At 65.8% G+C, this 12821-nt stretch carries 11 protein-coding genes; 5 read left to right on the top strand and 6 right to left on the bottom strand.

Going from position 1 to position 12821, the window contains the following annotated elements; genetic code table 11:
• Nucleotides 1–122: 122 nt before the first annotated feature.
• The 6 genes from LOY26_RS24665 to LOY26_RS24690 are packed head-to-tail and all read right to left on the bottom strand — an operon-like array spanning nt 123 to nt 8978.
• Nucleotides 123–596, bottom strand: coding sequence for a chemotaxis protein CheW (locus tag LOY26_RS24665; RefSeq protein ID WP_033701907.1), 474 nt, complete (start codon nt 594–596; stop codon nt 123–125).
• On the bottom strand, nt 589–5532 hold the full coding sequence (locus LOY26_RS24670; RefSeq protein ID WP_258714204.1) for an Hpt domain-containing protein: 4944 nt from the start codon (nt 5530–5532) through the stop codon (nt 589–591). Before LOY26_RS24670 ends, LOY26_RS24665 begins: the two co-directional genes overlap by 8 nt.
• Nucleotides 5533–5541: 9 nt before the next feature.
• Nucleotides 5542–7566, bottom strand: a complete 2025-nt coding sequence (locus LOY26_RS24675; protein ID WP_156310511.1) for a methyl-accepting chemotaxis protein — start codon at nt 7564–7566, stop codon at nt 5542–5544.
• Between the two features lie 47 nt (nt 7567–7613).
• Nucleotides 7614–8168 (bottom strand): chemotaxis protein CheW, encoded by a 555-nt coding sequence (locus tag LOY26_RS24680; protein ID WP_033701910.1) that lies wholly within the window; start codon nt 8166–8168, stop codon nt 7614–7616.
• Nucleotides 8165–8530, bottom strand: a complete 366-nt coding sequence (gene pilH / locus LOY26_RS24685; RefSeq protein WP_186652859.1) for a twitching motility response regulator PilH — start codon at nt 8528–8530, stop codon at nt 8165–8167. The genes LOY26_RS24680 and pilH overlap by 4 nt, the downstream gene beginning before the upstream one ends.
• 46 nt (nt 8531–8576) lie before the next feature.
• Nucleotides 8577–8978, bottom strand: coding sequence for a PleD family two-component system response regulator (locus LOY26_RS24690; RefSeq protein ID WP_033701912.1), 402 nt, complete (start codon nt 8976–8978; stop codon nt 8577–8579).
• 241 nt (nt 8979–9219) lie between these two features.
• On the opposite strand from LOY26_RS24690, the gene gshB reads away from it, so the two are divergent.
• The 5 genes from gshB to pyrR all read left to right on the top strand — a co-directional run bounded on the left by gshB (nt 9220) and on the right by pyrR (nt 12819).
• On the top strand, nt 9220–10173 hold the full coding sequence (gshB, locus tag LOY26_RS24695; protein ID WP_033701913.1) for a glutathione synthase: 954 nt from the start codon (nt 9220–9222) through the stop codon (nt 10171–10173).
• Nucleotides 10174–10264: 91 nt separating this feature from the next.
• Nucleotides 10265–11170, top strand: coding sequence for an energy transducer TonB (locus LOY26_RS24700; RefSeq protein WP_033701914.1), 906 nt, complete (start codon nt 10265–10267; stop codon nt 11168–11170).
• An 89-nt stretch (nt 11171–11259) separates the two neighbouring features.
• Nucleotides 11260–11829, top strand: a complete 570-nt coding sequence (locus LOY26_RS24705; RefSeq protein WP_033701915.1) for a YqgE/AlgH family protein — start codon at nt 11260–11262, stop codon at nt 11827–11829.
• Nucleotides 11829–12254: a Holliday junction resolvase RuvX gene (gene ruvX / locus LOY26_RS24710; RefSeq protein ID WP_033701916.1), complete on the top strand. Its 426-nt coding sequence runs from the start codon at nt 11829–11831 to the stop codon at nt 12252–12254. The genes LOY26_RS24705 and ruvX overlap by 1 nt, the downstream gene beginning before the upstream one ends.
• Before the next feature lie 46 nt (nt 12255–12300).
• Nucleotides 12301–12819, top strand: a complete 519-nt coding sequence (gene pyrR, locus LOY26_RS24715; protein WP_033701917.1) for a bifunctional pyr operon transcriptional regulator/uracil phosphoribosyltransferase PyrR — start codon at nt 12301–12303, stop codon at nt 12817–12819.
• The last annotated feature ends 2 nt before the right edge of the window (nt 12820–12821 follow it).

A 12821-nucleotide genomic window follows, 5' to 3' on the forward strand; every position in this document is an offset into this window, starting at 1 on the left:
TGGGTTCCTGAGGTGTTCCGTTCGTCCCTCTTCGCGGGGCAAGCCCGCTCCCTCAGGTTGGACAAAACGCTGTACCTGTGGGCGCGGGCTTGCCCCGCGAAGAGGCCCGATCAAACGCCCTATTATCCAGGCTCAGGTTGCAATTGCGCGTCACGCACCAAGCGCTCCAGCGCCACCAGATCCGGCACCCGCGCCACCTGCTCGCCCACCTGCACCGCTGCCAACTCCAGGCTGCCCAGCGCCACGTCCACGTAGTTGAGCTGGCTGTCGAGCTTGCACGAACGCGGGATGTCCTGCAGCAATACCGCCAGGTAACGCAGCCCGGTATCGCCCAGCGCATTGAGCACCACGATACGTGCCCGCTCACCACACGGGGTATCCCCCCCGCACGCCGCCTCGAAACCGATCAGCGGCAACCGTTGCTGGCGCCAGTCGATCCAGCCCAGGTGCCAGGCAGGCTCGCCACGCTGACACAGCAGGTTGCGCTGGGCGATCAGTTCGGCCACGGCAACATTGGGCAGGACCAAAGTCCGGTCGCCCAAGGGCAGCAACAGGCCGGTCAGGCTGCTGCGCTGGCTGGAGATAAGTTCAAGCATGGGCCTGGCTCCAATGGGCGATGCTCTGCAACAACACAGACTCTTGATAAGGCTTGCCCAGGTACTCGTTGACACCGATGGCCATGGCACGGTCGCGGTGCTTCTGCCCTGTGCGTGAGGTAATCATGATGATCGGCAAGCCCTTCAGGCGCTCGTCACGGCGGATGCGCGTGGCCACCTCGAAACCGTCCATGCGCGGCATCTCGATATCCAGCAGCAACACATCGGGGCGATGCTCGTCCAGCTGCGCCATGGCATCGACCCCGTCCTTGGCCGTCAGTACGTTCATGCCATGACGCTCCAGCAGCCGGCTGGTGACCTTGCGTACCGTCACCGAATCGTCCACCACCATCACCAGCAGTGCCCGTCGCGGCGCCGGGCCGAACAGCTGGCGCTGCGCATCGCCTCCACCCGGCAGGCGCGCCAGGCGCCTTTGCTGACCACGCAACTGGCCAAGCAGGTCGAGAATCAGCACCACCCGGCCGTCACCCAGCAAGGTCGCCCCAGACAACCCGGCAACCGCGGCGAATTGTGGGCCGAGGCTCTTCACCACGATCTCGCGGCTAGGCGACAGGCTGTCGGCCTGGATCGCGAACGACTGTTCCTGGGAATGCACCAGCAGCACTGGCAGCGGCACGCTCTGGCCAAGCAGGCTGGGCCGTGGCAACCCTTGCAGCAGCTCACCCAGGTAGCGCAACGCGTAGGTGTGGCCCGCGTAGACGTACTGCGGGGTATCCAGCTGGTAACAGGCCGCCAGCTCCGCCGGCGGCACGCGGACGATGCCCTCGATGGTATTGAGCGGGATCGCGTATTGGTCCTCGCCCAGGTGCACCATCAGCGCACGGTTGATCGACACGGTGAACGGCAGCCGGATCAAAAAGCGCGCGCCCTTGCCCTGGGCCGACTCGATGGTCATCGAGCCGCCCAACTGTTTGACCTCTTCGTGCACCACGTCCATGCCCAGGCCACGCCCGGAGATCTGGGTGATCTTCTCGGCGGTGGAGAAACCGGGGCGCAGAATGAACTGCAACACCTCGTGGTCGCTCAAGTGCGCCTGCGGGTCCAGCAGGCCACGCTTGATCGCCTTGCGCCGCACCGCCTCCAACGGCACGCCGGCGCCGTCGTCGGTCATCTCGATGACAATGTCGGCGCCTTCGTGCAACAGGTTCAGGTGAATCGTGCCGTGCTCGGGCTTACCCGCCGCCAGGCGCGCTTCGCGGCTTTCCAGGCCATGGTCTACAGCGTTGCGCAGCATGTGCTCCAGGGGCGCCACCATGCGTTCGAGCACGCTGCGGTCCAGCTCGCCCTCGGCATTGCCGACCACCAGCTCGACCTGCTTGCCCAGCTCACTGGCAACCTGGCGCACTACGCGCTGCAAGCGCGGCACCAAGCGTTCGAACGGCACCATCAGGGTGGCGGTCAGGCCTTCTTGCAACTGGCTGTTCACCCGCGCCTGCTGCTGCAACAGGCTATAGGCCTCCTGTGCCCGCTGGGCCAGGGTTTCCTTCAGGTCGAGCAGGTCGGACGCCGACTCGAACAAGGCCCGTGACAGCTGCTGCAACTGCGAGTGGCGGTCCATTTCCAGCGGGTCGAAGTCGTCGTAGGCGTCGCCCTCGAACGCCTGCCGGCTGGAGATTCGCCCCTGGGTCTCGACGTCCAGGCGCAGCAGCTGGTCGCGCATGCGCTCCAGGGTGGTTTCCATTTCGTTGAGGGTGAATTGGGCATCGTTGACCTGCTGCTCGATGCGGCCACGGATGACCGAATGCTCACCGGCCAGGTTGCCCAGGTCGTCGAGCAGTTCGGCATCGACCTTGACCATGTCACCCGCCACCCGCTCCGGTGCCGCCACGGGCGCCTCGAGGGCCGTAGCTTCCTGCGGCCCCTGGCCTGCGGCGCTGTCGGTCAGGGCCGCGCTGCTGAAGTTGCGGATGTAGTCGATCAGCGCCGTGGCCGCGTGCAGCGGCTGCCCCAGGCGCACGGCATCGAGCATGTGCGCCAGGCGGTCATGGCAATTCTGCAACAGGGCAAACAGGGGCGGGCTCGGCGGCAGGCGGCCGGCGGCAAGCAGTTCGTACAGAAATTCCAGTTCGTGGGCCAGGTCGCCAATGGCGGCGATCTCGACCATGCGCGCGCCCCCTTTGAGGGTGTGCAGGTCGCGCAGCAGGTTTTCCACCTCGACGCTGTTGCGCGGGTCAGCCTGCCAGCGCGCCAAGGCCGCCGCAGCGCTCTCGACGATGTCCGAGCTTTCTTCGAGGAAGACGTCCAGCAGCTCCTTGTCGCCTGGGCTGTCGGGCTCCTCGGCAGACACGTCGCCTGCAGCCGGCAGCAACGCAGGGCGCGACAGCCCCAAGCCAAGCTCCATGTCGGGGTGCAGCGGCGTGACCGAATCGATACCTACCAGGCCGGTGGCGTCCGGGGCCAGGGCCTGCGCCAACAGGCTGCGCAAGCTGTCGACCAGTGCTGGCCGGGACGAAATTTCTTGCCCTGCGGCCACTTCGTCGAGCATGTCGAGCAGGGCTTCGTGGCCCGATTGCGCGTGGGCGAAAAAGCGCGGGTCGGCGGCCAGGCTGCCCTCCTCCACGGCGCCATAGACATCGAGCAGGGCCTCGCAGACGTCGTCCATCTGCCACAGGTCGGCCAGGTGCGCCGCATGGCCAAGGCTGGTCAGCTCATCGAGCAGGGTATCCAGGGGCCCGCGTTGGCCCGGCTGCTCCTGCCAACGCGATAGCAACGACTCGGCGTCGAGCAGAATGTCCATGGCCTGGGCCAGGAAGCTGGCGGTCTGCTGCGGGTCGCGCTTGCTGCGTCGCCCAGGCTGGGCATCTTCATGCAGGCTGGCCAGGCGCACATCCACCGCCTGGCCGACCTGCTCGATCAAATCGCCAGCGCCGGGGATGGCCGCCAACGGCGTGCTGTCCAGTTGTGCCAGCCCCAAGTGGAACAGTGAACGCCCCGCTTCCAGCCATTCGAGCTCGGCCACTTGCAGGGGCAACTGGTGGCCCTTGTACTCGCGCGCCAGGCGGTCGAACGCGGTGGCCAGCTCGGCGACCGGCATCACCCCGGCCATCGCAGCGCTGCCCTTGAGCGTATGCAGGGCACGCTGCAGGCTGTCGCTGACCGGCGTGTCCTGGCCCTCGGCGCCCTGCAAAAATGCCTCAAGGCTGTCCAGGTGGCCGTGCGCCTCGTTGCGGAAGATATCCAGCAATTGTGGGTCGAGGCCATCGATGTCGGCGGCGGGTGGCGCATCGTTTTCGGCCAGCGCGTGCAGATGCCCGGCCAGTTGCTCGATTTCGGTCAGTTGCGGCAACTGCCCGGCAGCAAAGTCGGACAACAGGTCCGGCAGGTGCACGAACGCCTGCTGCAAGGCCACCACCCCTTCCGGGGTAAGCACGATACGGCCTTCGAGCATGCGGTTGAGCAAGTGCTCCGCGCCCCAGGCCAGTTCCGCCACCGCCTCGGCATGCACCATTCGGCCGCTGCCCTTGAGCGTATGCAGCGCGCGGCGCACCTCCAGCAAGGCATCGCGCTGCTGGTTGTCGGCCCGCCAGCGCAACCACTGGCGTTCGATTTCCGGCAGCAGCTCACCCGCTTCTTCCAGGAACACTTCGCGCAGCTCGTCATCGATGCCGTCGCCGTTGTCGTCCAGGCCGAGGCCCGTTTCGCTGACCAGGCACGTCACGCCCAGCGCCGCCAGGCTGACACGCGCCATGTCGATGAAGGGCTGGCCATCGGCCAGCGGGTCGGCCACCCGCCATTGCAGATAGCACTCGGCAGCGCTCAGGGCGTCGGCCAGGTGTGCCAGCTCATCGGCCGGTGGCTCGACGTCCAGGTGCTGCAACCAGCGCTGCACGTAGCTCGCGCACCCGGCAAAGACCTCGGCTGGCCCGGGCAGCATCAGCATCGCCAACGCCCCGCGCACCTGCTGCAGCAACCCCGGCAGCGGCTGCAGGCGTTGCCGCGGCCAATCGGACTCCAGGCAATCACCGATCAAGTCCTTGGCCTGCTGCAAGACCGCCAGCGATTCGCTCAGCACCAACTGGCGGATCTCGGCCAGGTCCGAGCCCGGCATGCCGCCCTGGCCGCTTTCTTCCAGCGGGCCGACCATGCCATTGAGCGTCGCCTCCACATACAACAGGGCACCCGCCACATCCATCAATACCGCGTCATCCACCGAGCCCTCGCCCGGTGCCAGGGCCTGCAGCGCCAGCACCTGGTCGATGATCACCCGCCGCGGCTGCTGGAAGCCCAGTACCGCCAGGGTGTCGGCGACATGGCGCAAGGGGGCGAGCAAGGCTTGCGATTGTTCACTGTGCGGCAGGCCGCCACGCACGAACTGGTCCAGGCGCTCCTTGATACGCATCAGGTCGTCGCACAGCGCGCTCACCACCGAGCGCAAGGCATCGCGACCGGGCCCGGCCTGCATCTGCTCCCGCCAGTTGCCCAGCGACAGGTCGAGGTTGGCCAAATCGTCGGAACCGGCAAAGCGCTGCGCCGTGCCGCTGATCAGGCTGGCCTGGGCCAGGGGCTCCACGCCACGGCAGGCGCGCAGTTGGTTGAGCAACGGCAGCATCACCAACGGCAGGTCGTGGCGGGCGCCGCGCAGCCGCTCCAGGTACGACGGCAGTTGCTCCAGGCCTCGGAACAATGCCCCCAGGCAGTCACCCCGAGGGCTGACTTGGCCCTCGGCCAAGGCCCGGGCGAACAGCTCCAGCTCTTCGGCCAGGCGCGTCGCGCCGCGCAGTTCGAGCATGCGCAGGCAACCGTGCACCTGGTGCAGGTTGTCGACCACGAACGCCAGCATGGACAAGTCGCCCGGCTCGCCGGCAAAGCGCTCCAGGGCCTGTCGCGCCTGGCCCAGGCAGTCGAGGATGGCGGCCTTGGTCCAGGCCAGCGCTACCGTTTCGTGGCGCTCGGGGCTTACAGCAGCAGAAGCCATGGGCATTCCTCAGCGCGGCTCGGCGGGTGCCGGCAGGGTAAAACCAGAGACCGACCGGCGCATTTCGCTGGCCATGCGTGCCAGGTGGCGGATGCTGTCGGCCGTGGCGCCGGACCCTGCCGATGTCTGTGCGGTGATCTGCTGGATGACCGCCATGGTGTGGGAAATCTGCCCGGCAGAAGACGTCTGCAACTGGGCCGCGTCGGAAATACTGTGGATCAGTTCGGCCAGGGTCTGTGACACCCCTTCGATTTCCGCCAGCGCCACCCCGGCATCCTGGGCCAGGCGCGCGCCGCGTACCACTTCGGCGGTGGTCTGCTCCATGGAGATCACCGCCTCGTTGGTATCGGCCTGAATGGTCCGTACCAGCGCTTCGATCTGTCGCGTGGCCGACGACGACCGTTCGGCCAGCCGCTGCACCTCGTCGGCAACCACCGCAAACCCGCGCCCGGCTTCACCGGCCAGCGACGCCTGGATCGCCGCGTTGAGGGCGAGGATATTGGTCTGATCGGCAATGTCGTCGATCAGGCTGACGATGTCGCCGATCTCCTGGGACGATTCACCCAGGCGCTTGATCCGTTTGGCGGTGTCCTGGATCTGCTCGCGAATGTTGTCCATACCGTTGATGGTGTTGTGCACCACCTCGTTGCCCTTGTTGGCAATCGCCACCGAGCGCTCGGCCACCTTGGCCGACTCGTACGCATGCGCCGAAACCCGGTCGATCGACTCGACCATGTCGCCCACCGCCTCGGACGCCTCGCTGATCTGCTCGGCCTGGTGTTCGGACGCCTTGGCCAGTTGGCGGGCGGTGTTCTGCGTGTCCTGCACGGCAGCGGCCACCTGTACGGCGCTGTGGTTGATGGTGGCGACCAGGTCGCGTAGCTGGTCGACCGAATAGTTGATCGAGTCGGCGATGGCGCCAGTGAAGTCCTCGGTAACCGACACGGTCACGGTCAGGTCGCCATCGGCCAGCTCTTCGATTTCGTCGAGCAGGCGCATGATCGCCTGCTGGTTGCGTTCGTTCTTTTCCGCCGTCTCGCGCAACTGCCGGTTGGTGGTGCGCACCATGACCAGGCCGATCAGGATGATCGAGGCCAGCGCCAACAGGCCCAGGGCGTAGCCACCGACGGTATCGAGGGTGCGCCCGCCGGCCAGGTTCTCGAAGCTGTTGGCCAGGTGCGAGGCCTCATCGAGCAGGGTCTGCGACAGGCTGAAGATGTTGCCCGCCGCTTCGCGCACGCGGAACAGCTCAGGCGATGTTTCGAGGATTTCGTCAACCGAGCCTGCGACGAACTGGAACAGCTCGGCGATTTCGGCCAGCCGCGCCCGCGCATCGGCGTCCTCGACGCGGGTCACCTGGATGGCCGGGTTGCCGCCGAGCATGCCCTCGAGCACCTGGCCAAAGCGCCCGGCATCGCGGCCGAAGGCGTCGGCGGCCTGGGCCGCGGTGTCATCACCGGCCAGCACGGTATTGACCGAGCCGAGGATGCGTTCGGCCAGCAGCAACTGACGCTGGGCCACCACCACCTGGTTGGCCGGTGCGCCGCTCTGCAGCAGGATCTCGACCACTTTTTCGTATTCGACCTGCAATTGCGGCACGGTCTCGGCAAGGGTCGCGGCCACCTGGTGCAGGGACAACACCGTCTGCTCACTGGCCAGAATGGTATCGGTGTTCTTGCGCAGGTTCTCCCAGTCCTGGCGCACCGCCTCCATCTCATCGCGCACCGTGACTGGCGCCGCCGGCAGGCCGGTGGACTTGTCGCCTTCACGCAGGTAGCTCCAGCGCCGTTCGAAATCGTTGCGTGCATCCGACAGCAGCTTGAACGCCAAGGCCTTGCCGGCCGCCGCCTCGGTGGCGTTCTTGGCAATGCGCTGGGACAACACGCGAAGCTCGCCGGCATGGCCGATGTACTGCTTGTCGTAGTTGGACTGGGTGCTCAGGTAGGCAAAATTGGCGAACAGCAGGATGATCGACAGGATCAGGATCAGAAACAGCACGGTGATCTGCGCGATGCTGCGCGTGCGCGGAGCCATGGGCGTTGCGGTAGCACGGGTGGCGGGGTTGTTCACGTTCGCAGGTCCTATAACGCCACATCGAGAAAGCCCGGCGCCTGGGCCAGGGCGAAGGGGCTGAAGATCGCCCAGTTGCGTTCACGCGGGAAGTGCCCCTGCACGAAGCGGGCAGCCGCGCGGATCAACGGCTGCGGCGGTGACAGTTCCAGGCTGCTCAGGGCAAAGTGCTGCAGGCCCAGCACCTCGTCCACCAGCAGGCCGACGAACAAGTCTTCGTGGTCGAGCACCAGCACCCGCCGCTGCTTGCCGGGCGCCGCCGGGCCGAGCCCGAAGAAACTGCTCAGGTCCATGACCGGCAACAACCGCCCGCGCAGGTTGGCCACCCCGCAGACCCAGGGTTGCACCCCCGGCACACGGCTGCTGCGCGGCTCGCGCAGCACTTCGGCGACTTCGCCCATGGGCGCGACGAACCATTGCCCGGCGATGCGAAAGCCGATCCCGCTCCACTGCTGCAGGCGGGTGTCCTGCGGGGGTTGGTCCGCCACCAGCAGGCGGCAGCGCCGGTCGATGTCCAGCAACAACTCGAAGGCGGTCAGCGACGCGCCCTGCGGGCGGGTGGTCAAGCCCCCAGCACTGCTTTGAGCTTGGCGATCAGCGCGTCCTCTTCGACCGGTTTGGTCAAAAAGTCGCGAGCGCCCTGGCGGGTGGCCCAGATGCGGTCGGTTTCCTGGTCCTTGGTGGTGACCACGATCACCGGGATGGCACTGGTTTCCAAGTCTTTGCTCAACTGGCGGGTGGCCTGGAAGCCGTTCATGCCGGGCATGACGATGTCCATCAGCACCGCGTCGGGCTTTTCCTGACGCGCCAGGGCCACGCCGTCGGCACCGTTGTTGGCCTTGAGCACCTCGTAACCGTGCTTTTCCAGCCATTCGGTCAATCTGTACATCTCTGTCGGCGAGTCGTCGACAATCAGAACTCGGGCCATGCTGTTTCCCCATCAGGAAAGAAAGACCGCGCCATGGCGGACGCGGTCAGGGTGCGTGTTGTTGGTGTTCGGCAAAACCGGGCACATGGGCCCTGATCGCATCGAGCAGTTCTTCCTTGCTGAACGGCTTGGTGAGGAACTGGTCGGACCCCACCACCCGCCCGCGGGCCTTGTCGAACAGGCCGTCGCGCGACGACAGGAGGATCACCGGTATGTCCTTGAAGGCACTGTTGTGCTTGATCACGGCGCAGGTCTGGTAACCGTCCAGGCGCGGCATCAGCACATCGACGAAGATGATCTGTGGCTGGTGGTCGACGATCTTGGACAGGGCATCGAAGCCATCGCTGGCGGTAATCACCTCGCAACCCGCTTCGCCGAGCAACATCTGCGCGGTACGGCGGATCGTGCGTGAGTCGTCGATCACCATCACCTTCAGGGGTTGTTCCATAGACGCCTACCAATAGGAATGAAGCTGCAAGTTGCAAGCGGCAAGCTACAAGAACAGCGGCTCGGCGCATGGATGCTGTTTTCTTGAGGCTTGTAGCTTAAGGCTTGCAGCTGCATTTTTAGCATACTCCGGGTGGCCATTCCATCTGCTGCGCCCCTTGACCATCGGCGCTCCCGGCGCCACCCTGAGCCACTTTTCTTTCGATCCATCGCGGCTGCACGCCGCCAAAGAGGAACCCCCCATGAGCGTTCGCCTCGGCATTGTCATGGACCCCATCGCGTCCATCTCCTACAAGAAGGACAGTTCGCTGGCCATGCTGCTGGCCGCCCAGGCACGCGGCTGGAGCCTGTTCTACATGGAACAGCGCGACCTGTACCAGGGCGAAGGCAAGGCGCGTGCGCGGATGCGCCCACTGAAGGTATTCGCCGACCCGGCTCGCTGGTACGAACTGGGCGAGGAGCAGGACAGCACCCTGGCCGAGCTGGACGTGATCCTGATGCGCAAGGACCCACCGTTCGACATGGAGTTCGTCTACAGCACCTACCTGCTGGAGCAGGCCGAGGCCGACGGCGTGCTGGTGGTCAACCGCCCGCAAAGCCTGCGCGACTGCAACGAAAAGCTGTTCGCTACGCTGTTCCCGCAGTGCACGCCACCGACTTTGGTCAGCCGCCGCCCGGACATCATTCGTGAGTTCGCCGCCCAGCATGGCGATGTAATCCTCAAGCCGCTGGACGGCATGGGCGGTACCTCGATCTTCCGCCACCGGGTCGGCGACCCCAACCTGTCGGTGATCCTCGAAACCCTGACCGCGCTGGGCGCGCAGCAGATCATGGCGCAGGCCTACCTGCCGGCGATCAAGGACGGCGACAAGCGCATCCTGATGATCGACGGCGAGCCGGTGCCCTACTGCCTGGCGCGCATCCCGGCCAGCGGCGAAACCCGTGGCAACCTGGCCGCCGGTGGCCGTGGCGAAGCGCGCCCGCTGAGCGAGCGTGACCGCTGGATCGCAGCCCAGGTCGGCCCGACCTTGCGCGAGAAAGGCCTGCTGTTCGTCGGCCTGGACGTGATTGGCGACTACCTCACCGAAATCAACGTCACCAGCCCGACCTGCATCCGCGAGATCGACAACGCCTTCGGCACCGATATCGGCGGGCAATTGATGGACGCCATTGATCGCCAGCTGAAGGCGCGCTGACCGGCAACGCGCGGCATAAACCCAGAGTGGGGTATGATGCGGGTCCCTTTTACCTGACCCGCTGCCCCGCCCTGCGGTTGCTGGATACCTGATGACGCTGCCCGCTGACATCCCCTCCGACCTGCTGCCACCCCGCGTTCGCCCGGTGGACCGGCTTGGCTTTACCTTGTTTCTGGCTGCCCTGGTGCACCTGGCGCTGATCCTTGGCGTCGGCTTCAGCGTGGTCAAGCCTGCCGAAATCCGTCACACCATGGACATCACCCTGGCCACCTTCAAAAGCGAGAAAGCGCCCGAGAAGGCTGACTACCAGGCCCAGGACAACCAGCAAGGCAGCGGTACCCTGGAGAAGAAGGCGGTGCCCAAGACCACCGAGGTCGCCCCCTTCCAGGACAGCAAGATCAACAAAGTCACGCCGCCGCCTGCAGCCAGGCCCGAAGTGGTGCCGCCGCCCACGCCCGAGAAGTCGGCGGTGGTGACCCAGGCCGCCAAACCTCATAAAGTCGAGCCCAAGCCCAAGGAAAGCAAGGCGCAGCCCAAGCCGGCAACGCCGACGCCCGATTTTGACAGCTCGCAGCTGTCCAGCCAGATCGCCAGCCTTGAAGCGGAGCTGTCCAACGAACAGCAGCTGTACGCCAAGCGCCCGCGCATCCATCGCCTGAATGCCGCATCGACCATGCGCGACAAGGGCGCCTGGTACAAGGAAGAGTGGCGCAAGAAGGTCGAGCGGGTGGGCAACCTGAATTACCCCGACGAAGCGCGGCGCCAGCAGATCTACGGCAACCTGCGCATGATGGTGTCGATCAACCGCGATGGCTCGCTCTACGAGGTGCTGGTGCTGGAGTCGTCCGGGCAAGCGGTGCTGGACCAGGCCGCGCAACGCATCGTCAGGCTGGCGGCGCCGTTTGCGCCCTTTACCGGCGACCTGGCCGAATATGACCGGCTGGAGATCATTCGTACCTGGCGGTTTGCCCGTGGGGACCGGTTGTCCAGTAATTGATTTACGCCTGTGCCGGCCCTTGCGCGGAGCAAGCACAGGCGACACAAACCACCTTGTCAGCCTCGCCACCTGGCGCCACACTATCCCCCATGAAAACCCTCGCCCCGAGCTACCTCAAGCATCAGTTCCTGATCGCCATGCCACACATGGCCGATCCGAACTTTGCCCAGACCCTCACGTACATCGTCGAGCACAACGCCAATGGCGCCATGGGCCTGGTGGTCAACCGACCGCAGGAGCTCAACCTGGGCGACATCCTCGAGCAGTTGCGCCCGGACGACGAACCGCCGGCCAGCACCTTGCACGTGCCGATCTACCAAGGTGGCCCGGTGCAGACCGATCGCGGTTTCGTGCTGCACTCCAGCGAGTGCACCTACCAGGCCACCGTCGAACTGCAGGGCCTGTCGTTGTCCACCTCGCAGGATGTGCTGTTTGCCATCGCCGAAGGCGTCGGGCCGCAAAACAGCCTGATCACCCTGGGTTACGCTGGCTGGGAAGCAGGCCAACTGGAAGCGGAGCTGGCCGACAATGCCTGGCTCAACTGCCCGTTCGACGCCGACATCATCTTCGGCCTTGCCAGTGACCAGCGGCTGAACGCCGCGGCCGCCAGCCTTGGCATCAACCTCAGCCTGCTGACCAGCCAGGCGGGCCACGCCTGATGGCCGAACTACGCCTGCTGCTGGGCTTTGACTACGGCACCAAACAGATCGGCGTGGCCGTTGGCCAGGTCATCACGGGCCAAGCCCGCGAGCTGTGCACCCTGAAGGCGCAAAACGGTGTACCGGACTGGGCCCAGGTGGAAAAACTGGTCGCCGAATGGAAACCCGACGCCATCGTCGTCGGCCTGCCGTTGAACATGGACGGCACGCCGAGTGAAATGAGCGCGCGCGCCGAGAAGTTCGCCCGGCGCCTGAACGGCCGCTTCAACCTGCCCGTGCACACCCACGACGAACGCCTGACTACCTTCGAGGCCAAGGGCGAACGCCTGAGCCGAGGCGGCCAGCGCGGCAGCTACCGCGACAACCCGGTCGACGCCATTGCCGCCGCCCTGCTGCTGCAAGGCTGGCTGGAGGCCAACACCTGATCATCTTTGCCGCCTGGCCAAGCCGGCGGCCCCCGAGGAGCACGCAATGAGCCTACCCAATCCCGCCGATCTGATCCGGCAGATGGCTGTCGACCTTCGCGCCCACCTGGCCCGCCGTGCTATCACCGAGCCGCGCTTCATCGGCATCCGCACGGGCGGCGTCTGGGTCGCCCAGGCGCTGCAGGAAGAAATGGGCGATACCAGCCCCATGGGCACCCTGGATGTGTCGTTCTACCGTGATGACTTCAGCCAGAACGGCCTGCACCCGCAGGTGCGCCCGTCCGACCTGCCATTCGAAATCGAAGGCCAGCACCTGGTGCTGATCGACGACGTGCTGATGAGCGGCCGCACCATTCGCGCCGCGCTCAACGAACTGTTCGATTACGGCCGTCCGGCCAGCGTCACCCTGGTCTGCCTGCTCGACCTTGACGCCGGTGAACTGCCGATTCGTCCCAATGTGCTCGGTGCCACCCTGTCGCTGGCGGCCCATGAACGGGTAAAATTGACCGGACCCGCACCGCTCGCCCTCGAGCGACAGGACCTCGCCTCCGCTTCCGCCCTTTAAGA

The organism is Pseudomonas sp. B21-047 (genome assembly GCF_024748775.1).
In the GTDB taxonomy this organism is placed as follows: Bacteria; Pseudomonadota; Gammaproteobacteria; order Pseudomonadales; family Pseudomonadaceae; genus Aquipseudomonas; species Aquipseudomonas capeferrum.

Excerpts from the sequence above, each read along its gene's own strand:
- LOY26_RS24690 (WP_033701912.1), bottom strand. The coding sequence starts at position 8,978 with ATGGAACAACCCCTGAAGGTGATGGTGATCGACGACTCACGCACGATC.
- LOY26_RS24705 (WP_033701915.1), top strand. The coding sequence starts at position 11,260 with ATGAAAACCCTCGCCCCGAGCTACCTCAAGCATCAGTTCCTGATCGCC.
- pyrR (WP_033701917.1), top strand. The coding sequence starts at position 12,301 with ATGAGCCTACCCAATCCCGCCGATCTGATCCGGCAGATGGCTGTCGAC.
- LOY26_RS24665 (WP_033701907.1), bottom strand. The coding sequence starts at position 596 with ATGCTTGAACTTATCTCCAGCCAGCGCAGCAGCCTGACCGGCCTGTTG.
- LOY26_RS24675 (WP_156310511.1), bottom strand. The coding sequence starts at position 7,566 with ATGGCTCCGCGCACGCGCAGCATCGCGCAGATCACCGTGCTGTTTCTG.
- LOY26_RS24670 (WP_258714204.1), bottom strand. The coding sequence starts at position 5,532 with ATGGCTTCTGCTGCTGTAAGCCCCGAGCGCCACGAAACGGTAGCGCTG.
- ruvX (WP_033701916.1), top strand. The coding sequence starts at position 11,829 with ATGGCCGAACTACGCCTGCTGCTGGGCTTTGACTACGGCACCAAACAG.
- gshB (WP_033701913.1), top strand. The coding sequence starts at position 9,220 with ATGAGCGTTCGCCTCGGCATTGTCATGGACCCCATCGCGTCCATCTCC.
- pilH (WP_186652859.1), bottom strand. The coding sequence starts at position 8,530 with ATGGCCCGAGTTCTGATTGTCGACGACTCGCCGACAGAGATGTACAGA.
- LOY26_RS24700 (WP_033701914.1), top strand. The coding sequence starts at position 10,265 with ATGACGCTGCCCGCTGACATCCCCTCCGACCTGCTGCCACCCCGCGTT.